The following is a 24,968-nucleotide window of genomic DNA, read 5'->3' as shown; positions in this document are numbered from 1 at the left end:
TCAATAACAGTAAGCTAAGTAAAAGTAACATATAATCATTGTATTTATATTATATCTCATCTTTGAGGCGGCAGTATACAAGCATAATGAGATTGCCACGTCACTACGTTCCTCGCAATGACAAGAAGTTAAGTGAAGCAACATACAGGCATAATGAGATTGCCGCGCCACTGCGTTCCTCGCAATGACAGTAAGCTAAGTTAAGCAGTATATAGGCATAATAAGAGCGCTTGGGAGCTCCAAGCGCTTATCTACTTTGTAATATCTACATTACCGCCGGTTGTCCAGAAGCGGATACTGGGATATTGAGTCATTCGCAATCCCACTTTTCCTTCCCGGTAGTCAATATCCACTGTGCCCCGCTCCGAAGATATATCGAGCTTAGCTGGCTGTGGATTGTATTTGACCGGATTTGCTGTATATCGAATGATTGGCGAGTCCTTCCACCCCCAGGAAATACTGGGGATCGGTTGGACTGTTGATTCAGCTGCAATATTAACTATGATATCTTCTTTTATCTTAGCCATACGGTCACCGATCTGAGCATGATTGGCCATATATTCCAGTACTGCCTGCTTTCCCTTTTCAGCAGTCTCACGGGACATTGTTTCCAAATCCTTGATTCCCATAGAAGCCCGGCAGGGCGACTGATCAATTTCCAATGTACCATAGGGACGACTGGTAATTTCTACTACGGCCGGTTCTGTATCAATCGAAAGTACGGCCGGAGTTGTGCTGAGATTGAAAACAGTTTTTTGAATATCCAGTTCTGCTTTTACAGGCTGACTTTCCATGTTAAGACGAATATTCGAAATTGCCATGGCTTACTTCAAGAAGTCTACAAGCGACATCGGCATAATACGGGCACCAACAGCTAATGCCATATTGTAGACATTTTCAGCCGATTTAGCATCAATGATCGCTTTAGGGATGTCAAGATCCTCATTGGCGGCCAAGTCAGCACTAATAATCGTGTTATTATTTTGCAATAAGTTCAGCGACATCTCATACGTAGACATCCGGGCTCCAATATAGGTCTGCTGCAGCAGCATAGCATTGCGGTCAGCATCCATTTTCCCTTGAATGGTCGAAGCCGCAGGTTCACCGGATATCTTTGTCAGGTCTGGTGGCTCTTTCATTAGTTCGTCCCGTAAAGCAATCAGGTTGTCAAACATTGTCACTGTCTTACTACCGTCAGGTTTTGTTATCTCTGGCCCAAAAACTTCTGTTCCAGTCAGATTAACACTATCTTTATTGGCATCTGCCAAGCCAGGCTGAATTACCATAGACAGCTTATTGTTGTCACCATTATAAACAACATGCGTAACTTTGCCTACCGCATCCTTTACAGTGGTAAACGGTTCAGTCTTATCTTTCTGTCCGGAAAAGACATACCGGTCACCCAGCTTTGAATTTCCGATTTGAACCAGCTGGTTAATAATACCATCAATTTCATTGGCAATCGCCTTAAATGCCTCAGTTGGATTTGGCGAAACCGCTTTGATTGCCAACTCTTTAGCCCGAATGGTAATGCTGCTGATATCCTGCAATGCACCATCGGTAGTATCCATCCACGATACAGCATCCTTCAAGTTTTGTGTATACTGCTCATTTCCACCAATACTGGTATTGAAGCGGAGCGAGCGAATCGCTTTAATCGGATCATCGGATGCCCGGTGAATTGCCTTGCCGTCAGATAATTGTTCCTGAATTGTATTCTGCCGTTCCAGCGACTTATTAAGACTATATAAATAGTTGCCTGTTATCATATTATTGGTTACACGCACTAGGAACTCACCTCACAATAGAGTTTAAAAAAGTTACCACTATCTGCCGACTACGCCGGTCCCGTTGATCAGCTTGTCCAGCATTTCATCCATTGTCGTCATTATCCGCGACGCAGCGTTATAGCCTTTTTGGAAGCGAATCATATTGGTCATTTCTTCGTCCATATTGACCCCCGAGATAGACATCCGCCAGTTATTCACCTGATTGACCAGAACCTTCTGATTCTCGGTAAGACTTTTCGCGCTTTGGGTTTGAACCCCCATTGCCCCTACCAGTGAATTGTAATAACCATCAAGTGTGCTATTATTCAGCAAACTGAATTTCGTAGTTTTGAGCGCTTCCGACATTTTGACAGCCCAGTCGCCGCTGCCATCGCCGTCGGTGGCTTTTGCTTTAGCCGCAATCTTATTCAGCCCATTATTGGGACTGGTCGCGAATAAGGCCGAGCTGACTTTCAGACCATCAATCCAATTGCCGTTTGCCGGAGTACCAATTACACCGGTATCGGCACCAAAGAAATTATTGCCCGTATTATCGGGTGCACTGGCATCCAAGCCATATCCGGCACGGTGAATTTCGTTAAAATCTGTCAGCAAGAATTTACTCATGGTATTGAGCTGATCCAAATAGCCCTTAATCCCATAAGTTTCATCGTCCCGGGAATCAATCATCCCCTGGATTTCACCCTTGCCTAATTTTACGTTTTCTCCTGTTTCTTTGACGATAACTTCATAAGCAGGCGTACCATAGGTTGTTACCAGCGGCGATGTCTGATCCGCCCGTACAGCCAGTTCGGTATAGCTGGTAGCACTAACCAGCGGCACTCCGTTAGATTGGATGGTATAGCTGCCATTTTTATCTTCGCTCACCTGAACCTTCATCAGGCCAGACAGCTGGTCCACCAGCAAATCGCGACGGTCCCGCAAATCATTGGCGTTATCCTTGCCGCCAGCTTCAATGGTCATAATTTGCTTATTAAGGCTTAAAATCTCTGAATTAATCTGGTTGGCTTTATTTACTTTTATTTCAATAACGGAATTTAAATCTCCCACAACATCTTTGAGCTGCTGAGAAGAATGCTGGATGGTATCCACCATTTCTACCCCGCGCTGCCTTAGTGCCGTACGTGTCCCCTCATCGGAAGCTTTGGTACTCAAAGTCTGCCAGGCACTCCAAAACTTATTTAATACTGCCTGCATCCCCGTTTCAGCCGTATCTTTAAATATCCCCTCAATCCGGCTGAGCGTATCATAGGTCATCTGCCCATAGCCAAGTGTACCGGATTCTTTCCACATCTGACTGTCGATAAAGCTGTCCCGTGCCCGCGTGACTGACTGGGCCGTTACACCAGTACCCAGCTGCATTTTACCGGCAGCACCGCCATAAACCACTTCCGGCCGTGTTGTGCTTAAGTTAACATTTTGCCGTGAATATCCATCGGTATTGGCATTGGCAATGTTATGTCCTACCGTATCCAAGGATGCTTGCTGTGCAAAAATTCCGCGTACGACTGTATTAAAACCGGCAAAGGTTGAGCGCATGATACCAACTCCAATATTTTTGTTTATACTTTTGCATCTAAAAAGTTCCTTGACGGCTGGTTTTGCCCGGAACTGCCCTTAGCTGCGTATGTTGGACCTGTCTGGGTCTGTGCTAGCAGGTTAATATTATAGTTAACGAAATTGAGTGATTGCTGAATGAGCTGCGTATTCAACTGATTCAGCGGCACAAGTTCGTTCGTTATGCCCGAAAATACTTGTTCAAACTCTTTTATTTTATTGGCGTTCTCATCATCTGCCAGTTGCCTGAGCTGTGAGATCGTCAGTCCCTGTGTATTCAGCTGATGGGCAGCAGCAATTTCCTGCAAAACTTTTTCGCGCAGGACTTCCAGCTTGCCAATTCGCAAAATCAGCACTTCTTCCTGACGGGTTACCGCCTCAAGCTTTTGCGCCTGACCGGCAATGAGAAATTCGCGTTTTTGCTTGCTCAGTTCAAGCAACCCCTGGCACAGTTGCGATAGTTCGGCTAAAAGAGCAATGAGTCTATCCCACATATTCGTACCTCTTTCAATAAGCTAATGCTTCCTTTAACGACCAAGCATTTTTTCGGCAATATCTTTAGCAGCTACCTGGTATTTACCTGATGTGATGCTTTCCGATAATTCGGCAACCCGTTCTTGACGAACTTCCGGCATATTTTGCAATTTTTGCAGCAATGGACCAAACCCCTGGGCCTGAGACGACAAAATCACCTCATCTTGTTTTTGCACCGGAGTATTCGCTGCTGTTTTCCCCGTTTTGGACACTTTTGTTTGCTCGCCGTACAGCTTCGCGATATTTTGAACATTTTTACCTGAAATTATCATGTACCCACACCTCACAGCAATAAAGCCGAATTCACTCATATGTAGTATCGACAAAAACGGCAGGGACATTAATCCCCGCCACAGTTCATTTAGAATATTTATCGTTCGTTACCGCCTGATTGCTCTAGATATCGCTGCTTAACAGCTGTATTCATTTCGCAGCAGATACAGTGGAAAAAAATGAGAATGCCGCGTCGCTATGCTCCTCGCAATGACAGCGGGAACAGTATCATGTGATGATACTGTTAAGCTATGTACCTAACAATGACAGAGAGAATTGGATTACTTCTTAAAGAAGTTCGTATGCATCCCGGTCTGCTTAGGCAGCATGTCCGGGGCCTGCCGTGTTTGCTCGCTTTTCATGAGCTGGTCTAGAATCCCTTTGTTACAGCTTGCGCACAGCCGGCCTTGCAGAATCGGTGTGCCGCAGCTTTCACAGGGATAGGTTATCTCCATGTCACTTAAAATCCGTTTTTCCTGAATCATCCGCATAATTGTTTTATATTTAACGCCGGTAGCCTTATGGATATCTTCAACCGAAGACCGCTTCTTTTCCCGCAGAAACTCAACAATTGCCAATTCGTCCTGTTCTTCCTGCGCATAGCAATCAGGGCAAATCCCTCTCGGATTATCCAACATTAATTTGCCGCAGCCGGAACAATTTGTAAGTCCCATTGCTAATTTCTCCTTCCTACTAACCCAAATTTCTAACCTAATTATACTATAAGTCCTATTTACTGGTTACTACTTTTTTCGCTTTCATTAGTCATTTTTCCTATAGGCCCAAAGACTCATTTCCTGGGAAATAGACATTTTTTTTCGTTTCCTGCAGGATAATGTTACTTTTTAGCTAATTTAACAAAGTACTTCTATTCGTGTATCTATCAATTCATTATGAAAGGCAGTTTAGCTTGGTTATGTTAACATTAATGCAAACGCCTGATACTTATTCCGGCGATATCGAAAGCACGCAGGAAATTATCGCCAATTTAATGCACTTACTCAAACTAAAAGATTACAAGCTGTATCTGCATAGTCAGCAAGTGGCTAACTATGCGGTAAGTACGGCTGCTAAGATGCGCCTGCCCCGTGAGGAAATCGAACGGATCCGCCAGGCTGCTATGCTGCACGATATTGGCCATCTTACAGTACCAAACGCCATACTGGCTAAGATGCCTTACTTGTCGACCCGTGAGTTAAGTGTCTTCAAAAATCATTGCAATGCCGGCAGCTATATGCTGGAAAATATCCCTGGCTGTCAGGAGCTTATTCCCTATATCCGCTATCACCACGAGCGGTGGGACGGCATGGGCTACCCCAAAAGGCTGAAAGGGGTAAATATCCCCTTAGGAGCCCGGATTATTGCCGTAGCCAACTATTATGACCGGTTTATCAATCCCTGTACCCAAAACTGGACCAAAACCAAAGAAGAAGCGGTAAAAGAACTCTTCATTTTGTCCGGCATGGTACTGGACCCGGATGTGGTTAGGGCTTTTGTCGAAGCCCTTGGTTAACAGAGATGCTTAGCACTAAAAAATGAGATTGCCACGTCGTTGCACTCCTCGCAATGACAACCAACTGCAATCAGCAAAGTGCGCTACTGAGCTCCGCTGGCGATGGCCAATCCGACTACTCTTTTCGCTCCGGCTTTCTTTAATACTTTTGCACATTCGTTCATGGTTGTTCCAGTTGTGAACAAGTCATCTACTAACAAAATTTGCTTATCTTGCACGATCTCGGGGCGCGTTACATGAAACGCGCCTTTTATATTTTTGCGCCGCTCTGCCAAGGTTAGCTCCCACTGGGGTAAGGTTGCTTTCAGCCTGCGCAAACTATTACACCATGGCAGTTGTCGCGCCTGGGCCCATGGACGAAAAATCACTTCTGTTTGGTTATAACCCCTGACTTTTAAGCGTTCGGGCGATAAGGGAACCGGAATGACACTGTCAATTGGACCAAGGCGGCTAAAGACGTGAACCTGATTTAGCAGCCAGGTTAAATGACAGCCATAACGGCGGCCTTTACGGAATTTCATGTCCCTGACCAGCCTTTGCACTCCTGCCGTATAGTTACAGACCACAAAACAGGCATCCAATGCCGTAACGCCGTGACTGGCTAAATTCAGCTCCCGTGGGGCCCACACCATGGTAAGACAAGCCCTGCACCATTCTCCCTGAACAGTAACTGCCTTGCGGCAGCCGGGACAGCAGGGTGGAAAAAGCAAATCCAGCAATCCTGACCAAATGGACCTTAGCATACGTTTTCTCCTCGCAGCCTTTCAGCCAGCAGCGTATAGCGCCGTTTGGTGCGGTCATTCGACAGTGCCGTATTGAGTGCCGCCTTCGTACCTACCAGAATCACCCGCTCCTTAGCACGCGTCACTGCTGTATATAAAAGATTACGCTGCAGCATGACATAATGATTATCAGTAAGCGGCATGACCACAACGGGATATTCACTGCCCTGGCTTTTATGCACACTCATGGCGTATGCCAGGTGAAGCTCATCTACTTCATTGCTTTCATAGATAATCGCGTTATCCGGATAACGGACAAAAACCAGACCGTTATCAATGGCGGTAATCAAGCCAATGTCGCCATTAAAGACTCCCTTGGCATAATTATTTTTCATCTGCATGACTTTATCACCCTGCCGGAACGTAAATTTAGCCGTACTAATTTCCGGTTTGTCAGGCTGGGCAGGATTAATAGCCTGCTGCAGCAGACTGTTTAAATTCTCCACACCGCAGTCATGACGGTGCATTGGGGACAGGACCTGTATATCACTCGTCACTGCATAACCGTCGCCAGGCAGCTGATTAACACATAAGTCCACAATAGCATTGGCAGCCGACTGGCTGTCGCCAAATTCATAAAACCAAAAATCCTGATTTACATTGTAGTCAGGCTTTAAACCCCGGTTAATCCGGTGCGCATTGTGCACAATAATGCTTTCACCAGCCTGGCGGAAAACTTCGGTCAAACGCACCACCGGCACTGCCTGGGAGCGGATAATATCCTTCAGAACCGAACCAGGTCCCACGGCCGGCAGCTGATCGACATCGCCCACGAGAATGACACGACAGCCATCAGGTACTGCCCGCAATAGAAAGTTCGTCAGGTTAATATCCATCATCGAGACTTCATCAACAATCAGGACATCGGCATCGACCGTATTTTCTTCATTGCGGGAGAAGACCGGCGCCCCTTCCTTTCCGCCGCCTGCCTCTAGCAGCCGGTGAATGGTAGCCGCCTCCCGTCCCGTTGCCTCACTGAGGCGCTTGGCCGCTCGTCCGGTAGGAGCGCCCAGCACAATTTTAAATCCTTGGTCCTCCAGTACAGCTAAGATGCCCCGGACGGTAGTCGTTTTCCCTGTACCCGGTCCACCGGTGAGCACCAATACCCCGTGCGATAACGCCGAAACAAGAGCCTGCCGCTGAGCCTCGGCTAGCTGGACGTGAGCCGCCTGCTCCCAGTGAGCAACTGCACCCTCATGATCAAGACTGTTAACCGGTTTCGCCTGATCCCGTATTTCCAGCAATCGTTCGGCGACTTTCTTCTCAGCATAATACAGATAAGCAGGATAAACCAATTCCAGGCCTGCATGTTCTTCTGTCATCAACTGACCTGTGGTGATCATCCGCCGGAGAATGACCCCCACTTCCAGAGCATCAACCACAAGCAGCTTAGCCGCTTCTTCGACTAGTACGCCCTCGGGCACACAGCAATGACCTGACTGGGCAATTTGCAGCAACGCATAGTGAATACCTGCGGTTAGCCGCTGGGGATGATCCCGCTCAAGGCCCAGCGACTGAGCAATCTGATCGGCAGTACGAAAGCCGATTCCATCGACATCAGCTGCCAGGCGGTAAGGGTTTTCCCGCAGAATATCAAGGGCCATCGCCCCATAAGCAGCAACAATTCTTGCACCGTAAGCACCGGAAACTCCATGCAGCTCTAAAAACAGCATGACATCCCGCAATTCGGTTTGCGAAGCAAAAGCCAGACGTATAGCCTCGGCCTTTTTGGCACCTATTCCCTCTACGTCAGTGAGACGATGCGGCGAAAACTCCAGGATCTCCAGTGTCCGGGCACCGAATGCCCCAACCAGTTTGGCTGCCAGTGAGGGTCCGATCCCTTTAATAATCCCTGATGCTAAGAACCGTTCAATCCCTTTTTCGGTTGTAACCGCAAGCCGACGGCAGGTTTCAGCTTTAAACTGCCGCCCAAAGCGGGCATGTTCTACCCACTCACCGCTAAGCTCCACTTCTTCTCCCAACAAGGGCGCGCCAATACTGCCCACCACAACAGCTGCACCTGCACTGCTCTGGGGGCGGAGGCGAAATACAACAAAGGTATTCGTTTCATTTTGAAATACTATATTTTCTACGATGCCGCGAATGGTTTCCACAAGCCGACTCCAATTCCATACAGACCGTTGCTAACCGGTCAAACATTTGTTTGTATTATTCGCAGTAATTCTTAAGAAATCCTGCAAAAATTTATTTTTCCGGCATGCAGGGATTTTGACAATTATATCGTAAAAGTTACAGTAACTTGCATGAAAACGTGGAGGTCGCTACCGGTGAAAGAGGATATGTATACCTATCATTATTACAAGCATCGTGCTGTTAATAAAGGTGTCCGGATTACGGAGTACATCTTTCATTTTGCAGCCAGCTGTTTTGTGGTGTTTTTTGCAGCCTTAGCGGTTAAACTGATAAGGTAACGGAGAAAAGAAAGGAGATCGAACAGATGGATGAACTGTTACAACAGTTGGTTGATGGTCAAAAAGAAATTATTGGGCGGCTAGACTCACAAGGTAAAGCAATTGCTACCATACAAATTGACGTGTCAGAACTGAAGTCTGATGTCTCCACCTTGAAGTCTGATGTCTCCACACTGAAATCCGACGTTTCTACACTGAAGTCCGACGTTTCTACACTAAAGTCCGATGTCTTAACCTTAAAGACCGACGTCTCCGGACTCAAGTCCGATATGACGGATGTAAAGGGTCAACTGGAAGAAAATACTTCCATTCTCCGGGCACTGGAGCATCAGAGTCAAGTGCAAAAAGCTGAGCTCTCCAATCTCATCATTACCACAGCACGTCTGGAAGGCGAGGTCAAAGGACTGCGCAGTGATATTAATGCCATTGAAGCCATTACCGCCAAGAACTGGACGGATATTGTTCAGCTAAAAGCCGTGAAATAGTCAAACAGCCGGACAGGAGCATAAACTCCTATCCGGCTGTTTTTTTGTTATCCTTTTGTTGCGATTACTTTGGCTAATTCACTGATACTATTCGTTAGCTGCTCCAGCTTTGTTTCGATGCGCAGGAGCAAAAAGAGAGAAATCACCATTGGAAAGCCGTAATTCGCGGCATAAGTCAGCAATTGTTCCATTCACTGCAGCCTCCTTGACTAACGGGTTACGCCAAAGTGACCGTATCACGACTTAGTATACGGGCATCCGCAATTTGCACATAATCACCATTTTTGCTAGTAAAGATATTGCGGCTGACAATTTCCGTCATAGCCTCATTCACCTGTGCCAGAGTCAGATCCGCCTTAGGATCAACCAAAGACAACGTGCATTCTTTACCGGCCGCATCACGAAATACCATCTGCAAGGTTTTGGCCATTAGCTACGCCTCCTTTCTTACTAAATGTGTTTGCTGGAGTTATTGATTGACGAGATTGCCTTCTTCCATACGAGCTACATTAACTACAGTATGCTGCTGGAGATTGACCAGCGCCTGGGCAACCGCATAGACATCTGCATCTGCTGCTCCGGGTTTAACGTTCTGAAAAGACCGCAGCCGGTATGTGGGGTTGCCCGAAGCATTAACACCTGTTTCTACCTTGACTACCAGTTTGCCGTTTTGGGAAACCTTCGTTACTGCCATATTCTCACCTCCTTTCACTGCTACTTTACCATGGGGCATTGCACAAGCACAAAGACCGGGGAAAAGCAGGTACAGGAATGAGTCAGGCCAGCTCACTGCTAAAAGGCACAGGGGGAAAACAAAAAGAGGGATGACTCAACACGGCTTGAATCCGGTTGAGTCATCCCTCTTATATTAGAGAATCTCTTTTACTCTTCGCTGGTTAATTCCAGCCACTTATCATATTTGCTGCCCAGTTTTTCTTTTGTTGCAGCATATTCTTCCGCTAGCGCCCGGCTGGCCTCCAGATCGGCATGACTGGCAGGATCATTCAGTTGGCGCTCAGCCACCTTAACCATAATTTCCAGCTCTGTTATCTCCAGCTCCAGCTTCTCAATCAGGCGGGTATTGTCCACTTTGCGCGACTTCGCCGTTCCTGAGGATATATTTTCTGCAGCTTTTGCAGCAGGCTTTTCTGCTTTAGCAGGGGCCGTAACCGGACTGGCAGCTTTCTTATCGCGATAATAACTGTAGTTGCCCACATAGTCGGTCAGCTTCCCGTCCGACAATTCAATAATCCGGTCTGCTACCTTATCCAGGAAATACCGGTCATGGGAAACGGTCAGAAATGTACCGGGAAATGCCATGATCGCTTCTTCCACCGCTTCTTTGGCCGGAATGTCCAAATGGTTGGTCGGTTCATCCAGAATCAAAAAGTTAGCACCTGTCATCATCAGCTTGAGCAGCGCCAGGCGGGCTTTTTCCCCACCGCTTAACGTACCAATCACTTTGTAGACATCATCGCCGGTAAACAGAAATGAGCCTAACAAGGTACGGGCCCGTTCTTCGCCCAGACCGAATTCCTGCATGATTTCATCCAGCATCCGGTTAGCTGCATTCAGGTTCTCATGCTCCTGGGCAAAATAGCCAATCTTAACGCGGCTGCCTAATCTGACCTTGCCGGCCTTGGGCACCAGATCACCTGTCAACAGCTTGAGCAGCGTTGTTTTGCCTGCCCCGTTGGGGCCAATCAGCGCAACTCCTTCCGCTTTGCGTATGAGCAGTGACAGACCGGAAAAAACAGTTGTCTCTTTATAACCGGCCGTGACCTTATCAAGCTCAGCAACCCGGTCGGCACACTCACTAAGCGCAGAAAAGTTAAAGGTAAGCGTATCCGCCTGTACAGGCGCAGCCAGCCGTTCCAGACGGTTGAGCTGCGACTGGCGGCCCCTGGCCTGCTTGGACTTGATGCCTGCCCGGAAGCGGTCAATATATGCTTCCGTTTTCGCAATATACTCCTGCTGTTTTTCATAGGCTGCTGCCTGGGAAGCCACTCTTTCCGCTTTCTGGACAAGATAGCGGGTGTAATTGCCCCTGTATTCCGCGATCTGGTGCTGCTCCAGTTCCAATATGCCTGTCGCTACCTGGTCAAGAAAATACCGGTCATGGGAAATGATCAGCACACCGCCACTATAGTCCCTCAGATACTCTTCCAGCCACTCCACCATGGTAATATCCAGGTGATTGGTAGGCTCGTCCAAAAAGAGAAAATCCGGCCGCCTCGCTAAGGCTTTAGCCAGGCTGATTCGCGTTTTCTGTCCACCGGAAAAAGCGCTGATCGGCCGTTCCAGATCATTGCCGGTAAAGCCGAGTCCGCTGGCAACACGGCGGATGATATTCTCATATTCATAGCCGCCGCCTCGCTCAAACCTTTCGGTAATCCGGCCATACTGCCTGATCAGTTCTTGCTGCCGGTCATGCTCCTGCACTTCGGCGATCTGTTTTTCCAGCCTGGACATGTCCCGCTGCCACTGAATGACATCCTGCCAGGCGGAGCTCAGCTCATCATACAACGTCCCTTGTCCCAGGGAAGCGTCCTGCTCCACGTAACCGATTGTTTCGCCTTCCTCAATGCCAACCCGGCCGCTATCGGCCGCCTCCAGGCCCAGCATACAGCGCATCAGGGTCGACTTGCCTGCTCCATTGGCTCCAATCAGCCCAAGCTTATCTCCCCGGCGCAGTTCAAAGCTGATACTGGTAAACACTGTTTCAATTCCAAACGATTTTGTCAGGTCTGTTACTCGTAAAATCCCCATATTGCTGTTCTTTTTACTCCCGATTTTCTTACTTAACCCTCTTGATGACTTACGTAAAATCAGACTCTGCCTGTGAGCAGAGTCTGACAAAAGCTGCTTAATTTGTTGAGTAAGGATTACTCAATGGTACAGATGGCATCTGCCCGGCGAACCAGAAGCGCTGCTGTTTCCATGACGCGGAATACATGATTCATATTGGCAGGGCCCATATAGGAAGTGACCATATCCTGGCCAATAGCCAAATTAATATTCTGCGAGCCTGTAGCCACAATCACCGCTTTGTTGCCGCTGATTACATTGGAATAATAGACGCCGCCGCTAACCAGTGCTTTTACCTGATCCAGTTCAAGCATACCGGTATTGCCGAAAACACGCACCATCTTGCCATACAGCACCGGACTGACTACCATGGAGTACGGACCATAGTGGCCGGCCTGGCTTAACGCACTCACCGCTTTAACCACATCAGCCAAAGCACTGCCGCACTCCTCCCAGTTGCTGATTGCTACCGTCTGACGGCCTTTCACAGTGAACAGGCCGTGATGCCCCAGTTCTTCGTTGCCGTTAAAAATCAGATCATCTTCCTGAACAGCCACGAAGTTGGCGGCAACGGCTGCCGTGCTGACATCCAGCGGCAAACCGAGATGACGGTCAGCTTCCACATCACGCCACATAATTTTAAAATCTTTATACAATATCGGCAGATTAACGGTTGCCCGTTTCGTTGCCTCCACAACATACTCGTCCGTTTCTCCCACCATGTCAATGCCTGCGGGAGATTTACCACTGAAGATGGAATAGGGTATGCTGTATACGCCGGACCCCAGTGGTCCCAGGACTTCAACTACACGACGGCCGATCAGCGTCCGGCTGGCAGTTGATACGACAGCCTCATCGAGGCGCAGCCATTCAGCATCTGTTAGCGGTGCAGCTTTTCTATCCAAAAAGTCCATACAAATTCCCTCCTCTTACTCTTACTTTTTACCAAATAAATTACCGACAGTCAGTACCTGGGACTCATCCTTACCAGCACTGACCCGCTCCGCAGGAGCTGCCGTATGATCATTGAGGAATTTCTCCCGTTGAATGGCATCCACCCGTGAGATGAGGTGAGTCAACTCAGCGACATGTTCTTTTTCATCATCCCGGATATGCTCCAACAATTCTTTGATTTCCGCTTCTTCAATGTTGTCAATATGCGCCTGATACTGATTAATGGCCTGAAGCTCTCCCATGAGATCTTCCCGCAGCATTATAAGCAGCTGACCTAACGGACTGGCCTGCATAGCGCCGGACTCCGGTTTTCCATAAGACATAGAAATTACCTCCTATACAAAACTATTACCAATTGGTATTGATTACCTAATCTGCATATTTCGCTCTGATCCGCTTATTTCCTGCCGGAGAATGAATTTTTCCTGCTAGTAATCTTCGTTGCTTGTCTCAATAACCCGGCACTTGGCTTCATCACAAATCATCGCGCAAAAAGGGCAGTGAACAACCTGTTCACCATGATCACCGAACATTCCGCCGCAGCGGCTGCACTTAAATCCTCTTTCCGTATTATCCGGCTGCTTGTCTTTCATGTTTTCGCCTCCTGTCATTGCTTGGAGTATAAGCAGCAAAGGGGTAAATTATACGCTTGACTCGCCAGCTTGTCCTTTGTTAAGATAATTCCAAACATTCGTTCTGTAAAGGAGGTCTTTTATGTGCAGCAGCCACTGCCCATTCCTCAGGATATTGCTGCTCTTGTTCCCTGCTACACCGAAAACGGAGACTGCACCAGACTGCTGACCACCAGCGGCTCTACACTCTCCCTGCCGGTTCGTTCGCGAGCAGTATTGCACCGCTTAGCCCGCAGCCGGGCAACCGATTTAGCTGCCTTACGGCATATTACGGCAGTAAAGACACAACGCTCCATTTTGCAGCCCCTGCCGCTGGCGCCAGGCTTACTGCTCATCCCGGTGAAAGTTCGCACGCCCCGCATAACCGGTGACACCTGCACCGGTTATTGCAATTACTATGCCGTAAATGCCATAGCTCCCTGCCAAGGCCACCCTGTCCATACGACGCTGACATTAACCGGCGGCCACAGCATTACTGCCTTGTGGACGCCGGCTACAATACGCCGCTATCTACAATTGGCCCGGCTAACAGCCTGTACGCCCCCTTACGCTCAGGTACAGGAAGCAGAGGTCGTCTATTCACCGGAGCTTTTCACCATCGCCCACAAACTGGCCGAAGTCTTCCGGGAGCTGTTAGCTCTCAAACATTCTTAATACGGATTTCTTTGTTATCATTGCTCAGCAGGGCGCAGACACTGATCATAAACTCCCGGCTGGTCAGACGGGTCGTCATATCCAAAATATGGACAATATTGCCGCGGCACAGCGGCAGCAATTTACTGACAGATCGGGATGGCTCATTAAGACTGACAGTATGAATAACCGGGCTGTGTGCTGCCAAACGTTCCAAAATATGCGGAGTAAGATCACTGGAGCCGCAGTCAACCACTACTGCATCACATTCGACCTCGGTTAATTCCAGTTCATAGATGAGATACCGGATGAGTTCTTCAATTTCCTCTTGCTGGTCCCGGACAAAAATTAGAAAACTGCAGCCTGGCGGCTTAATGAGACGGGGTTCGAGAAACCATTGCCAGATGTCGCGCATTAACGTCCATAAACCATATAGCGCCAGAGATACCAACACAACACTCATCGTATAAGACAAACTATCCTACCCCCTTTTTTTCGGGATAGGATAGTATATTCATCGCGTTCGTTTTGGTGATTTAGTCAAGCGAGACAATTTTCTGTTTGATGGCGTACAGCACGGCCTGTGTCCGGTCAGTAACATTAATCTTCCGGAAAATATTAGTCAAATGGTTTTTAACGGTTTTTTCACTTAGGAACAGCCGCTGGGCCATTTCCTGATTGCTGAGGCCTTTGGCTACCAGCTGCAGCACTTCCACTTCCCGGTAAGTAAGGCGCTCTTCTTTACGCCGTCTGATCATATCCACCGACTCATGACGCCGTTCCGTATCGCGGCGGCTTACTTCACTGAACAGCTTTCTGGCAAGAGTCGGATAAATAAACGACTCTCCTTCGGAAATCGCCCGGATCGCTTTAATCAGCATACTCGGCTCCACATCTTTGAGCAGATAGCCGACCGCACCGGCCTTGATGACTTCAAAAACATAATTTTCATCATCATGTATCGTTAATACTACGCACTTGACATCCGGTTGTGCCGCACTCAGCCGCTTCGTTACCTCCAGACCGTTACCGCGGGGCATATTAATATCCAGGAGGATAATGTCAGGCTTAAGCTCTACCGCTTTGCGCACTGCTTCTTCTCCATCCGCCGCTTCGCCGATTACTTCCAGGTCTGCTTCTAGACTAAGTACGTTTTTGATCCCCTGCCTCAGCAGGGCATGATCATCAGCTATCAATATGCGAATCGACATGAATGCGTTCCTCTCCTTACCACTATTTAACAATTTGGGCCGTTAAAAATATGACTACTTCTGTTTCACTCTTTGCTGTATGAGTACTCTGAAATAACTTGCCCAAAATGGGAAAATCACTGAAAAAAGGCACCTTGTTTTTGCCGCCTGATTCTTCACTGCCGATCAGGCCGCCAATAACCATTGTCTCGCCGTCTTTCATGCGCACCTCAGTCCCGGCCTCACGCGTCGTAACCCGGTACGCCTTCATCTCTGGTACGAGGGTGGGCGTGCTTACCTCGGTATGCACACTGGCCGTGATATACCCATCCGCGTTAATCCGGGGTGTATAGTTCAGTTTGATACCTGCATCAATATATTCAATGGTCGATGTTGTTTTTCCGTTCTCGGTTTTCTCCAGGAGTACCGGAATACGGTCACCGATAAGTATTTTCGCTTCTTTGCCATTAATGGCGGTTATTTTGGGCTTTGCCAGAATTTTGGCATTGCCGCTGGAGATAAGAGCGCTGATTTTGGCCTGATAATAAAATTCATAGGGCCAGCCGCTTGGACTTCGGCCAAATTGAATGACGCCGTGATCACCCGGCCGGGTAACCTTCCAGTCACGGTGCTGAATATCAACGTAAGCTGGTTTGCCGTCATCGCCATAGACCGTATTGCCATTTTCATCGGTGAGTACTTTTTGCTCCCTCCAGTTATCGCGCTCATACGTAGCCGTCTGCGGAGCAGACTGCCAGTTCCAGTCAATGCCTAAATCTTTGCTTGCCGCTTTATTAACAGCTACTACCTGGGCTTCTAAGCTGACCTGCTGAAAAGGAATATCGAGGTCCTTTAGTGCTGCGCGAATTTGGGCCGTTTCTTCGGGTGAACCGAGAAAAACCAGTGAGTTTGTCGCCGTATCCACTTTCAAGCGATTATCCGGAATAATAAGCGCCAAGCTCTTTTTCACATCTTCGGCGGCAGCGTAATTCAGCTTAATAATGTGGGTTGTACCAAAATTTTGCGTCAGCTTATCGACAGCGGCTACGACAATAACCCCGCCAACTTGCTGGTAGGCCAGCCCCTTTGTTTTCGTGACCAATGTCAGAGCTGTTTCAAAGGAAACCTGCCGCAGCTGAATCGTGATCTTCCCGGTTACTGAGTCGTCGGCAACAATACTGACTTGGCCGACACTGGCCAGCGCAGTTAAAACATCCCGCACCTCTGCATTCGTCACCGTCATATTGACCAGCGGCGCTGCCTCAGCTTGTGAAATAATACAGACAAAACAAAACAGCATAACGAAAAACAACTGTTTGATGCCATTCACTTTTCTCACCTGCCTACCCTCAATACCACTACACCTGCCGGCCCAGCCACGGTCGCCGAATCGATAGTAATCGCTACCACCTGGTAGCTGCCGGCATATTCATGCAATTGGTACGAACGGCTTTCGTCCCCAAGCCGGATAATGGCAGCCCACTGCTCACCGGCACCGACTACACCCACTAAAACAGGCAGTTTAATAGTAGCAGCCTTACCTGCAGGCATAGTGAGAGCGGCCGTAGGCAAGGCTTGATCACCAGCTGGCTGCACCGACGCAAACTGGCCGGGCAGTGCAAACGGATCGCGCAGCGTCCGCCCCGGCTCAAAACCAATTGGCATTCTGCCCGGGGGAGGTATACTCTTTGCTGACGGTTTGCCCTCCACTACCGCTGGGGCATAGACTGTCTCAGGTGCATCATCATAGTAGATAACGCCCAGCAAGACACCGCTGGAGATCAGCAGTACTGCAACGAGCTGCTTACGTGTTATTCTCCGGAAAAGCAATGGTAACTCCATAACCGCACATCCCATGGTAGAAATAACTTTCTATCACTTCTACATAACAACACGAAATCCTGTCAATAGTTGACAGGATTCGCGCAGAATATTTTCAGTTTATTCTTTCAACCGGTAAAAACGGTAGGTCACAGACTGACTTAACTGGGCAGGTCCCTGGCGATCCTTTTCCCACTCTTTAATCGCACTCCAGCTGCCCACATTCGTGTGCGGACTGACCAGCGACTCCGACTGGAGATACCAGGGCGACTCTTCCACAACCATGACTAGCTCTGACTTATTCTCTTCGCCCCAGGAACTCAGAATATGCTCATAATAGTTACGAGCCTGGCCATTTTGCCAATACGTCCGTAAGCGTTCGGCCTTGACCTCACCCACTAAAATACCGTTCACCGGTGCTTTCTTGGCAATACGGGCACCAATTTTTCCAGAAGCCAGCGGAATTTGCATCGCAAAACCTTCCGGGCTGCGGTCATAATCAAAGGCTACCTTACCCATGGTGCGCGTGACGTAATTTTGCGGGAAGGTAACCATTAGGCCTGTATACGCCGTTTGGTTCTTCAATTTCTCATATAATACACCCACCTGGTATTTGCCTACTTTGGTCCCCAGGAAGGTATTAAATCCGGTAGCTTTGCGCCCCAGGGGCTCGGGGCGCAAAGCCAGGCCGCCTACATGAGTTTCAAAATGGACGGCACCGAAGTCCTGCTGGTAATATACATAATTCTCGATCATCTGCGCGCCACCGTCGCGGTCAAAATCCCAGTTAATCCCGGTGGCATGAAGCCCTAACCCTGTCTTGTGTTTATAATCCAGGGTTAGCAGCTCACCGCTGTAGCCGGTTCTGGCGCCGCCTTTTAAATCAGAGATGCCTGGCACCTGGTCAAAAACAGCGATAGAATCGGGATAAGGAAAGTGCAGATACCTGACATTACCGATGCGCAGACTGGCACTTAACGTGCCGTTTTTACTCTCTTTAAAGCCGAAGCCTTCCACATAGCCTTCATCCAAAATCGGTGAAAAACCTTTTAATGTATCCTGTTCACGATTGGTGCGAACGATACTGTGCAGCCGGAGCCCCGGACCTAAATCCACTTCAGAACGCAGCTGAAAGTTACGGGCCTTGAATTCATCGGACCATATAAACAATCCTACGCTGGCTTCCCAGTTGCCCCTGCCAGCTCCAATAGTGGGAAAAAGCCAGCCCGTTTTTTGTTCAAAAGCATGTTCGGCAAAAGCTGCCGAGCTGCTAAGCAATAATGCGGCAATTGTTGTCGCTAAAATTCGTAATGTCATGATACCCATTCGCTCCATCTTCTATTTCTTATTTTTCAGCTTTTGCAGATTTGGCCCCAGAATGCGTTTATACGTCTCAACACCAGGCTGGTCGAAAGCATCCACATTGGCCAGTTCGCCTTCATAGGCGACCGACAAAGCAAGCAAATACAGCAGTTCGCCAAGGTGATAGGCATTTAACTTCGGCAGTGTAAAAGTCGCATTGAAGCGGCAATCGCCCGCTAAGGCCTGGGCATTGGCCTGCCGCGCAGCTTCCATTCCCTGACTTAAGCTGATCCCGGCGATCTCGGCTAATTTAGCAGTATTGGGAAATAGGTCGGGAATAACGGGATCTGTATCCCACTCTAAAACACGGATAAACTGGACAATTTTATTGCGCTTACCATCCTGGTGCTGCTGGGTCTGAGCATGCATATCAGTAGTACCTACGGCAGCAACGGGGGTCCGCCCGTAGAAAACCTCCTGCCCGTCACGATTCACCCGTTTGCCAAGGGATTCGGCCAGCAGCTGAATATACCACTCGGATACCGATTTCAGATAGTCTCCATAGGGCATAAATATTTCGATATCCCGGCCATACTTTTCGGCACCGAGATATTTGAGCGCTGCCGTTAAAAGTGCCGGGTTGTGCCTAAAGTCATCCGTCTGGCACGCTTTGTCCATTGCCTGGGCTCCAGCTAAAAATTCGTCAATATCAAAGCCAATGCAGGCTGCGGTAATCAGCCCAACTTCGGAAAAAATGCTAAACCGGCCACCCACTCCGTCCGCTACACTGAACATCGGCCAGCCTTGCTCTCTCGCGAGCTTATGAAGCAGTGTCTCGTTTGTTCCTTCAGCCGGATCAGTCACTGCAACAACAGTTACTTCAAGGTTAGGCGTTTGTTTTAGGCGCTCATAGGCAACCATAAAGGTAGCCATCGTTTCCAAGGTTGAGCCGGACTTTGAAATAACAATAAGGGTTACCCGGTATGGTTCACCTTGCTTTAACTCTGCCTCCCGGCATATATGTCCGATCAATTCATCGGTACGCCGCGGGTCGAGATTATTGCCGCTGAAATACAGCTTAGGGTAGCCCTGTCGTTCTTCTGCTGATTTAAAATTATAAAAATCACCGCAGTGTATATCAAATAAGACCTTGTTACCTAAAAAAGAACCACCAATTCCGAAGGAAACGACTGTATCTACCTTGTAACGCAATGATCCGCCAAACTGTTGTAAGCGCTCAATACCCTCAGGCGAATTAATATGCCCCTCTTGGATATAAGGCAGCTGGGTAAACAAGACCTTTTCCGGTTGTCCGTCCTTGGAAAGATGGCCCTTTACAATACCCGTTGACCGCATCTGCATGACAGACTGATGCGCCTCACGCAATTGCCCCGCGGCCGCGGCAAGATCCTTAGCAGTTACTTTGCCATCGCCGTACAGGTTAGTGTAATCGAAGGTAAAGCCGGAAGAAAGTGTTAGGACTGACATAGTTGCACGCTCCTATCATTCTCTACTTAGATTAGTACCCTACTTCACTTTTCTACAGTATTTGCCTTGTAGGCTGGAAAACCCTTCCTCCCGGTAGTAAAATTCAATCAATACATTATAGAAGCAGGTGACTGTATGCTCTATGTCCTAAAAGTGATCTATAGTACATTTTTCGTTCCGCCGGGACTATTTCTTGTCCTGCTGCTTGCCCTTGTCACAAAGCTTTACCGCCGCCAGAGAGAAAGCGCTGCCATACTGTGCGTCATCACTGCTCTTTTTTACCTGTGTACCATTCCGGCTGTTGCCGATCCAGTTATCCGCTCTCTGGAGTCCCGCTATTCACCTCCTGCTGCTTTTAGCGGCGATGTAATCGTCCTGTTAGGCGGCGGTGCAACGATGGATACGCCCAATCTCGACGGACACGGCCATCTCAGTGGCTCTGCAGCTAACCGTCTGCTCACTGCTGCCCAGCTCTATCATAAGTATAAGCTTCCTATTCTAGTATCAGGCGGCAAAGTGCTGGAGACGACCGGTACGGAAGCGGAAATATCCCGGACTATTCTGCTGGGCCTTGGCATTCCTGATGACAAAATTATTATCGAAAACCAAAGCCTCAATACCACACAAAATGCTGAATACAGCAAAAAACTGCTTGATACCCATGGCTATAGCCAACCAATACTGGTCACCTCGGCTTTTCATATGCCCCGTGCAGTGCTCCAGTTTCAAAAGACCGGCATCAAGGTACTCCCCTGGCCAACTGACTATCAGGCTAACGTTCACAGCCTAGTATCATGGTTTGATTTCGTTCCGTCTAGCGGAGCCCTTACAAATATTGCCCTTTCAATTAAAGAGTATCTGGGCATTGCCGCAATTAGATGGTATTAACTTAGATATCCATTCCGACTGTGCTTGTCGGATAAAGCAGTTAGTGATAGAATTAGGTATTGTGATTTTCAGATTATTTTCAGGTTATCTTCAGAAGAAAGGAGTCGCAAACGTGCATCTACTTAAATATCCTCTACTCGTACTCGTTATTCTTTCCTATTATATCAGCTCTTATCTGCCCCTCACTTGGGGCTGGGAGAATGGCCCTCTCGAATGGTCACAGGTAGTAATATTAGCTGTAGGAGCACTGTTGACCGGCTGCTGGTGGCAGGAAGCAAGCTCATCCAGACAATTTCATCATGCCCGTTTCTTCGCCTGGGCAGTACCGCTCTGGCTGCTGATGATCGGACGTGAACTCAGCTGGGGACGGGTATTCTTCCCTGCTGGCCTAGATCCTGTCAATGGCCCCTACTTTATCTCTGTAGCACAGCTTCCTTACGGAAAATTGGTTTATCCGGTAATTGCCATCATTATCCTAGCCTGGTTATATGCCGTTATTAAGTACAGGCTGTATGCATTTCCCTGTGACCTTTACCGGCAGGGCCGCTTCCCCACTGGAGAATTTATCCTGGTAATTTTCTCCTTTGTGGTCGCTTATGTGGCAGAAAAACACCTGCACAACGCTGCTATGGAAGAACTCGTGGAATGCGCTGCCTATCTTTCCCTCATTCTTACGGCATATCGCGTAAAAGTGGCATTGCAAGCACGCAACACGATCATATTACCCAGTCGTTTTCTCTAAAGTCGACTGACTAGTCAATATTACGCTTGTTTAGAAATGAGGTCACATATATGCCTATTAAATGGATTTTACTGACTGGTGTATTACTCTCTTATTTCATCAGTCCCTATTTGCCGATTTCATGGGGTTGGGAGAATAGCTTTCTTGAGTGGCTGCAGGTGGTAATTTTGGCTGTAGGATTAGTGCTGAACTGTAAATGGTGGCATGATGCCAGGTCAAACGGTTATCCTGAAAGTGCATGTTTTCTGTTCTGTACTTCTCCACTATGGCTGCTCATGATCGGCAGAGAGCTGAGTTGGGGCCGGGTATTTTATCCTAATGGCTTTGATGCAGTCAATGGTCCTTCTTTCGTCTCACTCGCTCAGCTTCCTTATGGGGCAATTGTTAATCCCACGCTCGCAGTTATCATAGTTGTGTGGTTATTCGCTGTCATCAAGTACGGCTTATATAAAGTCCCTTATAAACTGCTAAAAGAAAAACGCTTTCCTATAAGCGAGCTGGCAATCTCCATCCTGGCTCTGGCAGTTGCCGGATTCGGTGAAAAGAAGCTGCACCTGCCTGTTATGGAGGAATTTGATGAGTGCATCGCTTATCTAGGACTAATTTTGACAGCCTATTGTGTAAAAAAAGCTTTGTCGCTGAAAAAGTATATGTAAGCAAATTGAATATTGCCGCATCACAAAGTGATGCGGCAACATACTTAAGCTTTATACCCTTCCGGATGTCCTCTATGCCAAATCCAGGCGTCCTTGATAATACTGTCTAAATTACTATAGCGCGGCATCCAGCCGAGTTCTGTGCGTATTTTCTCAGAAGATGCCACGAGTACAGCAGGATCACCTGATCTCCGCGCAATCTCCCGCACATTAAAATCGATCCCAGTAATAGCTTTAGCCTGATTGATTACTTCACGCACACTAAATCCTTGCTCAGAACCCAAATTATATACCCGGGAGCTGCCGCCTGACAGCAGATGTGATACAGCAAGAACATGAGCCATTGCTAAATCTACTACATGGATGTAATCCCGAATGCAGGTACCATCAGCAGTCGGATAATCAGCGCCATAAATATCGATTGCCTGTCTCTGACCCAATGCGGTTTTCAGAACGAGTGGAATAAGATGTGACTCGGGATTGTGATCTTCACCTATTGAGCCGTCTGCTAACGCTCCGGCAGCGTTAAAATAACGCAGCGATACATACGATAGTTCATAAGCACGAGCAAAGTCAGCAAGCATTCCTTCAATCACCAGCTTAGTCCGGCCATACACATTCGTAGGCTGCGTAGGCATATCTTCGGTAATAGGCCAATGATTAGGCTCACCATATACGGCTGCAGTTGAGGAAAAAACAATTTTCATCACATTGCACTCCAGCATCGTCTCTAATAGAGCCAATGTCGCCGCTACATTGTTTTGATAATACTTTATAGGCTGCTGCATGGATTCCCCAACCAAGCTATCGGCAGCAAAATGAATAACCGCCTGAATACTATTATCTTTAAGTGTTCTACTCAATAATAGGCTATCGCGTATATCACCAACTACCAATGCAGCCTGTTCCGGGACTGCTGCAGCATGGCCCTTCGATAAATTGTCATAAACAGTCACCGTATGTCCTAGTTCAATTAGTTTATAAACAGTATGGCTGCCGATATAGCCGGCTCCGCCAGTTACTAAAATATTCATTAAAAGCTTCTCCCTATAATGATAATTCTCCTGTCTCAAACACCTTTTATTTTCCAATTTCATCAATTAAGCTTAATAATTCTTCGGTCTTAGCCTGCATAAGTGCTTCATCGCCCCGGGATTCCACATTTAACCGAATCACTGGTTCTGTATTCGACGTGCGAAGATTAAAGCGCCAAGTGTCATATTCTACCCCCAGCCCATCAGTCCGGTCAATACGGGCTTCAGCAGTTACAAATTTCTCCTCTACCTGTTGAAGTACCTGATTGGAATCTACTACCGTGCGGTTAATTTCACCACTACAAGGAAAGCTCGCCATACGCTCATTCAATAATACCGATAAAGATTTCCCGGTTGCACTCATTACAGCCGTCACTAACAGCCAGGGAATCATGCCGCTGTCACAGTAAGCAAAATCCCGGAAATAATGATGAGCCGACATCTCCCCACCGTATACTGCGTCCTCTTTGCGCATGCGCTCTTTAATAAAGGCATGGCCAGTCTTGCTTTGAACGGGGATGCCGCCAAACTGTTCAACAATTTCAATCGTATTCCAGGTCAAACGGGGATCATAGATAATTTTGGCTCCCGGCTGCCTGGTTAAAAAAGCCTGAGCAAGAAGGCCGACAATATAGTAGCCTTCAACAAATCTTCCCTTTTCATCGAACAGGAAGCACCGGTCAAAATCTCCATCCCAGGCTATCCCCAGATCTGCCCCTATTTCACGTACAACCGCCGCCGTTGCTTCCCGGTTCTCAGGCAGAAGCGGATTAGGTATGCCGTGGGGAAAAGTGCCATCAGGGTCAGTGTATATTTTTATTAACTCGAAGGGCAAATACCTTTCCAGCGCCTGAATAACCGGACCAGCACAGCCATTACCGGCATTAACAACGATCTTTAACGGCTTCAATTGTGAAGCGTCTAAATAGCTTAGCAAATGTCGAATATACTCATCCAAAATGCTGACAGAGGTGACACTACCCTTTTCCTCAGGTAGCTTCTGTGAAAAACTACCAGTTACCGCCATTTCCTCAATATCCCTTAATCCTGTATCGCCACTAATTGGCTTTGCCCCTGCCTTCACCAGCTTCAGACCATTATAGTCCATCGGGTTATGGCTGGCAGTAATCATAATACCACCATCAGTTTCCAAATGAAAAGTAGAAAAATAGACCTGCTCTGTACCGCACAAGCCGATATCCACTACATCGCAACCGGAGTCAGTTATTCCACGAGTTAATGCTGCCGCTAAATCCGCACTGGACAAACGAACATCCCGCCCAACAACGACTTGTTTGGCCCCTAATAATTCAATATAGGCCCGGCCAATGTTGTAGACTAATTCCTCATTCAACTCATACGGTACCTTACCACGGATATCATAAGCCTTGAAAGCGCTTCTTTTAAGGCTGGTCATAGCACCCACTCCTTTAGTCATCTCATCGCATTTAATT

Annotated in this window: 30 protein-coding genes; 7 read left to right on the top strand and 23 right to left on the bottom strand. The window is 47.8% G+C overall.

Going from position 1 to position 24,968, the window contains the following annotated elements; all coding sequences use genetic code 11:
* Window positions 1–251: 251 nt before the first annotated feature.
* From EV210_RS14015 to EV210_RS13990, 6 genes are all read right to left on the bottom strand, one after another.
* Window positions 252–821, bottom strand: a complete 570-nt coding sequence (locus EV210_RS14015; RefSeq protein WP_132081755.1) for a DUF6470 family protein — start codon at window positions 819–821, stop codon at window positions 252–254.
* Between the two features lie 3 nt (window positions 822–824).
* Window positions 825–1,787: a flagellar hook-associated protein FlgL gene (gene flgL, locus EV210_RS14010; RefSeq protein WP_132081753.1), complete on the bottom strand. Its 963-nt coding sequence runs from the start codon at window positions 1,785–1,787 to the stop codon at window positions 825–827.
* A 39-nt stretch (window positions 1,788–1,826) separates the two neighbouring features.
* The gene (gene flgK / locus EV210_RS14005; RefSeq protein WP_132081751.1) at window positions 1,827–3,329 is read right to left on the bottom strand and encodes a flagellar hook-associated protein FlgK; all 1,503 of its coding nucleotides are present in this window, start codon (window positions 3,327–3,329) and stop codon (window positions 1,827–1,829) included.
* Window positions 3,330–3,352: 23 nt separating this feature from the next.
* Entirely contained in the window at window positions 3,353–3,841 is a 489-nt protein-coding gene (locus tag EV210_RS14000) for a flagellar protein FlgN (RefSeq protein WP_132081749.1), read from the bottom strand.
* 33 nt (window positions 3,842–3,874) lie between these two features.
* Window positions 3,875–4,153: a flagellar biosynthesis anti-sigma factor FlgM gene (gene flgM, locus EV210_RS13995; protein ID WP_132081747.1), complete on the bottom strand. Its 279-nt coding sequence runs from the start codon at window positions 4,151–4,153 to the stop codon at window positions 3,875–3,877.
* A 282-nt stretch (window positions 4,154–4,435) separates the two neighbouring features.
* The gene (locus EV210_RS13990) at window positions 4,436–4,828 is read right to left on the bottom strand and encodes a flagellar protein (protein ID WP_132081745.1); all 393 of its coding nucleotides are present in this window, start codon (window positions 4,826–4,828) and stop codon (window positions 4,436–4,438) included.
* A gap of 242 nt (window positions 4,829–5,070) precedes the next feature.
* Between EV210_RS13990 and EV210_RS13985 the strand changes: the two genes are divergently transcribed.
* The gene (locus tag EV210_RS13985) at window positions 5,071–5,667 is read left to right on the top strand and encodes an HD-GYP domain-containing protein (RefSeq protein ID WP_243650557.1); all 597 of its coding nucleotides are present in this window, start codon (window positions 5,071–5,073) and stop codon (window positions 5,665–5,667) included.
* 83 nt (window positions 5,668–5,750) lie between these two features.
* On the opposite strand, the gene EV210_RS13980 is transcribed toward EV210_RS13985, so the two are convergent.
* Window positions 5,751–6,410 (bottom strand): ComF family protein, encoded by a 660-nt coding sequence (locus EV210_RS13980; protein WP_132081741.1) that lies wholly within the window; start codon window positions 6,408–6,410, stop codon window positions 5,751–5,753.
* On the bottom strand, window positions 6,404–8,563 hold the full coding sequence (gene recD2, locus EV210_RS13975) for an SF1B family DNA helicase RecD2 (protein ID WP_132081739.1): 2,160 nt from the start codon (window positions 8,561–8,563) through the stop codon (window positions 6,404–6,406). Before recD2 ends, EV210_RS13980 begins: the two co-directional genes overlap by 7 nt.
* 174 nt (window positions 8,564–8,737) lie before the next feature.
* On the opposite strand from recD2, the gene EV210_RS22680 reads away from it, so the two are divergent.
* Window positions 8,738–8,881 carry a hypothetical protein gene (locus EV210_RS22680; protein WP_165898904.1) on the top strand — a complete coding sequence of 48 codons (144 nt, stop codon included), beginning with the start codon at window positions 8,738–8,740 and terminating at the stop codon, window positions 8,879–8,881.
* 26 nt (window positions 8,882–8,907) lie between these two features.
* Window positions 8,908–9,366 carry a DUF2730 family protein gene (locus EV210_RS13970; RefSeq protein WP_132081737.1) on the top strand — a complete coding sequence of 153 codons (459 nt, stop codon included), beginning with the start codon at window positions 8,908–8,910 and terminating at the stop codon, window positions 9,364–9,366.
* Between the two features lie 47 nt (window positions 9,367–9,413).
* Here the strand turns inward: EV210_RS13970 and EV210_RS13965 are convergent, their stop codons facing one another.
* The 7 genes from EV210_RS13965 to EV210_RS22675 form a co-directional block, all read right to left on the bottom strand.
* Window positions 9,414–9,557: a YvrJ family protein gene (locus EV210_RS13965; protein ID WP_132081734.1), complete on the bottom strand. Its 144-nt coding sequence runs from the start codon at window positions 9,555–9,557 to the stop codon at window positions 9,414–9,416.
* Between the two features lie 26 nt (window positions 9,558–9,583).
* The gene (locus EV210_RS13960; protein ID WP_132081731.1) at window positions 9,584–9,796 is read right to left on the bottom strand and encodes a DUF2922 domain-containing protein; all 213 of its coding nucleotides are present in this window, start codon (window positions 9,794–9,796) and stop codon (window positions 9,584–9,586) included.
* Between the two features lie 39 nt (window positions 9,797–9,835).
* Window positions 9,836–10,060: a DUF1659 domain-containing protein gene (locus EV210_RS13955; RefSeq protein ID WP_132081728.1), complete on the bottom strand. Its 225-nt coding sequence runs from the start codon at window positions 10,058–10,060 to the stop codon at window positions 9,836–9,838.
* Window positions 10,061–10,248: 188 nt separating this feature from the next.
* Window positions 10,249–12,135: an ABC-F family ATP-binding cassette domain-containing protein gene (locus EV210_RS13950; RefSeq protein WP_132081725.1), complete on the bottom strand. Its 1,887-nt coding sequence runs from the start codon at window positions 12,133–12,135 to the stop codon at window positions 10,249–10,251.
* A 116-nt stretch (window positions 12,136–12,251) separates the two neighbouring features.
* Window positions 12,252–13,088, bottom strand: coding sequence for a family 1 encapsulin nanocompartment shell protein (locus EV210_RS13945; protein WP_132081722.1), 837 nt, complete (start codon window positions 13,086–13,088; stop codon window positions 12,252–12,254).
* 21 nt (window positions 13,089–13,109) lie between these two features.
* Complete coding sequence (locus EV210_RS13940; protein WP_132081719.1) at window positions 13,110–13,451, bottom strand: demethoxyubiquinone hydroxylase family protein; 342 nt, start codon at window positions 13,449–13,451, stop codon at window positions 13,110–13,112.
* Between the two features lie 105 nt (window positions 13,452–13,556).
* Window positions 13,557–13,721, bottom strand: a complete 165-nt coding sequence (locus EV210_RS22675) for a hypothetical protein (RefSeq protein WP_165898903.1) — start codon at window positions 13,719–13,721, stop codon at window positions 13,557–13,559.
* Between the two features lie 123 nt (window positions 13,722–13,844).
* On the opposite strand from EV210_RS22675, the gene EV210_RS13935 reads away from it, so the two are divergent.
* Window positions 13,845–14,414: a hypothetical protein gene (locus tag EV210_RS13935; protein ID WP_132081716.1), complete on the top strand. Its 570-nt coding sequence runs from the start codon at window positions 13,845–13,847 to the stop codon at window positions 14,412–14,414.
* On the opposite strand, the gene EV210_RS13930 is transcribed toward EV210_RS13935, so the two are convergent.
* The 6 genes from EV210_RS13930 to EV210_RS13905 form a co-directional block, all read right to left on the bottom strand.
* Window positions 14,401–14,868 (bottom strand): glycosyltransferase family 2 protein, encoded by a 468-nt coding sequence (locus tag EV210_RS13930; RefSeq protein WP_243650556.1) that lies wholly within the window; start codon window positions 14,866–14,868, stop codon window positions 14,401–14,403. The two genes, EV210_RS13935 and EV210_RS13930, sit on opposite strands and share 14 nt — an antisense overlap.
* Before the next feature lie 61 nt (window positions 14,869–14,929).
* On the bottom strand, window positions 14,930–15,604 hold the full coding sequence (locus EV210_RS13925) for a response regulator (protein ID WP_132081713.1): 675 nt from the start codon (window positions 15,602–15,604) through the stop codon (window positions 14,930–14,932).
* A gap of 22 nt (window positions 15,605–15,626) precedes the next feature.
* Complete coding sequence (locus tag EV210_RS13920; RefSeq protein WP_243650555.1) at window positions 15,627–16,922, bottom strand: type II secretion system protein GspD; 1,296 nt, start codon at window positions 16,920–16,922, stop codon at window positions 15,627–15,629.
* Window positions 16,919–17,425 (bottom strand): hypothetical protein, encoded by a 507-nt coding sequence (locus EV210_RS13915; RefSeq protein WP_132081710.1) that lies wholly within the window; start codon window positions 17,423–17,425, stop codon window positions 16,919–16,921. Before EV210_RS13915 ends, EV210_RS13920 begins: the two co-directional genes overlap by 4 nt.
* 99 nt (window positions 17,426–17,524) lie before the next feature.
* Window positions 17,525–18,721, bottom strand: coding sequence for a hypothetical protein (locus tag EV210_RS13910; protein WP_207900739.1), 1,197 nt, complete (start codon window positions 18,719–18,721; stop codon window positions 17,525–17,527).
* A gap of 21 nt (window positions 18,722–18,742) precedes the next feature.
* Entirely contained in the window at window positions 18,743–20,194 is a 1,452-nt protein-coding gene (locus tag EV210_RS13905) for a glucose-6-phosphate isomerase (protein ID WP_132081703.1), read from the bottom strand.
* A gap of 135 nt (window positions 20,195–20,329) precedes the next feature.
* Here EV210_RS13905 and EV210_RS13900 point away from each other — a divergent pair, with 135 nt between their 5' ends.
* The 3 genes from EV210_RS13900 to EV210_RS13890 all read left to right on the top strand — a co-directional run bounded on the left by EV210_RS13900 (window position 20,330) and on the right by EV210_RS13890 (window position 22,480).
* On the top strand, window positions 20,330–21,082 hold the full coding sequence (locus tag EV210_RS13900) for a YdcF family protein (protein WP_132081700.1): 753 nt from the start codon (window positions 20,330–20,332) through the stop codon (window positions 21,080–21,082).
* A 112-nt stretch (window positions 21,083–21,194) separates the two neighbouring features.
* The gene (locus EV210_RS13895) at window positions 21,195–21,824 is read left to right on the top strand and encodes a hypothetical protein (protein WP_132081697.1); all 630 of its coding nucleotides are present in this window, start codon (window positions 21,195–21,197) and stop codon (window positions 21,822–21,824) included.
* Between the two features lie 50 nt (window positions 21,825–21,874).
* A complete protein-coding gene (locus EV210_RS13890; RefSeq protein WP_132081694.1) occupies window positions 21,875–22,480 on the top strand; it encodes a hypothetical protein in 606 nt (201 codons plus the stop codon).
* Window positions 22,481–22,524: 44 nt separating this feature from the next.
* Here the strand turns inward: EV210_RS13890 and galE are convergent, their stop codons facing one another.
* Together galE and EV210_RS13880 are read right to left on the bottom strand one after the other, a co-directional pair.
* A complete protein-coding gene (galE, locus tag EV210_RS13885; RefSeq protein ID WP_132081691.1) occupies window positions 22,525–23,514 on the bottom strand; it encodes a UDP-glucose 4-epimerase GalE in 990 nt (329 codons plus the stop codon).
* 46 nt (window positions 23,515–23,560) lie between these two features.
* Window positions 23,561–24,931 (bottom strand): phosphohexomutase domain-containing protein, encoded by a 1,371-nt coding sequence (locus tag EV210_RS13880; protein ID WP_207900738.1) that lies wholly within the window; start codon window positions 24,929–24,931, stop codon window positions 23,561–23,563.
* Between the last annotated feature and the right edge of the window lie 37 nt (window positions 24,932–24,968).

It is taken from the genome of Anaerospora hongkongensis, from assembly GCF_004339805.1.
Taxonomy (GTDB): domain Bacteria; phylum Bacillota; class Negativicutes; order Sporomusales; family DSM-15969; genus Anaerospora; species Anaerospora hongkongensis.
This window is presented reverse-complemented; position numbering and strand designations above follow the sequence as displayed.

Bases quoted from the DNA above. Each gene is read 5' to 3' on its own strand.
- EV210_RS14015 (WP_132081755.1), bottom strand. From the start codon at position 821: ATGGCAATTTCGAATATTCGTCTTAACATGGAAAGTCAGCCTGTAAAA.
- flgK (WP_132081751.1), bottom strand. From the start codon at position 3,329: ATGCGCTCAACCTTTGCCGGTTTTAATACAGTCGTACGCGGAATTTTT.
- EV210_RS14000 (WP_132081749.1), bottom strand. From the start codon at position 3,841: ATGTGGGATAGACTCATTGCTCTTTTAGCCGAACTATCGCAACTGTGC.
- flgM (WP_132081747.1), bottom strand. From the start codon at position 4,153: ATGATAATTTCAGGTAAAAATGTTCAAAATATCGCGAAGCTGTACGGC.
- EV210_RS13990 (WP_132081745.1), bottom strand. From the start codon at position 4,828: ATGGGACTTACAAATTGTTCCGGCTGCGGCAAATTAATGTTGGATAAT.
- EV210_RS13985 (WP_243650557.1), top strand. From the start codon at position 5,071: ATGTTAACATTAATGCAAACGCCTGATACTTATTCCGGCGATATCGAA.
- EV210_RS13980 (WP_132081741.1), bottom strand. From the start codon at position 6,410: ATGCTAAGGTCCATTTGGTCAGGATTGCTGGATTTGCTTTTTCCACCC.
- EV210_RS13970 (WP_132081737.1), top strand. From the start codon at position 8,908: ATGGATGAACTGTTACAACAGTTGGTTGATGGTCAAAAAGAAATTATT.
- EV210_RS13965 (WP_132081734.1), bottom strand. From the start codon at position 9,557: ATGGAACAATTGCTGACTTATGCCGCGAATTACGGCTTTCCAATGGTG.
- EV210_RS13960 (WP_132081731.1), bottom strand. From the start codon at position 9,796: ATGGCCAAAACCTTGCAGATGGTATTTCGTGATGCGGCCGGTAAAGAA.
- EV210_RS13955 (WP_132081728.1), bottom strand. From the start codon at position 10,060: ATGGCAGTAACGAAGGTTTCCCAAAACGGCAAACTGGTAGTCAAGGTA.
- EV210_RS13950 (WP_132081725.1), bottom strand. From the start codon at position 12,135: ATGGGGATTTTACGAGTAACAGACCTGACAAAATCGTTTGGAATTGAA.
- EV210_RS13945 (WP_132081722.1), bottom strand. From the start codon at position 13,088: ATGGACTTTTTGGATAGAAAAGCTGCACCGCTAACAGATGCTGAATGG.
- EV210_RS13940 (WP_132081719.1), bottom strand. From the start codon at position 13,451: ATGTCTTATGGAAAACCGGAGTCCGGCGCTATGCAGGCCAGTCCGTTA.
- EV210_RS22675 (WP_165898903.1), bottom strand. From the start codon at position 13,721: ATGAAAGACAAGCAGCCGGATAATACGGAAAGAGGATTTAAGTGCAGC.
- EV210_RS13925 (WP_132081713.1), bottom strand. From the start codon at position 15,604: ATGTCGATTCGCATATTGATAGCTGATGATCATGCCCTGCTGAGGCAG.
- EV210_RS13915 (WP_132081710.1), bottom strand. From the start codon at position 17,425: ATGGAGTTACCATTGCTTTTCCGGAGAATAACACGTAAGCAGCTCGTT.
- EV210_RS13910 (WP_207900739.1), bottom strand. From the start codon at position 18,721: ATGACATTACGAATTTTAGCGACAACAATTGCCGCATTATTGCTTAGC.
- EV210_RS13905 (WP_132081703.1), bottom strand. From the start codon at position 20,194: ATGTCAGTCCTAACACTTTCTTCCGGCTTTACCTTCGATTACACTAAC.
- EV210_RS13900 (WP_132081700.1), top strand. From the start codon at position 20,330: ATGCTCTATGTCCTAAAAGTGATCTATAGTACATTTTTCGTTCCGCCG.
- EV210_RS13890 (WP_132081694.1), top strand. From the start codon at position 21,875: ATGCCTATTAAATGGATTTTACTGACTGGTGTATTACTCTCTTATTTC.
- galE (WP_132081691.1), bottom strand. From the start codon at position 23,514: ATGAATATTTTAGTAACTGGCGGAGCCGGCTATATCGGCAGCCATACT.
- EV210_RS13880 (WP_207900738.1), bottom strand. From the start codon at position 24,931: ATGACCAGCCTTAAAAGAAGCGCTTTCAAGGCTTATGATATCCGTGGT.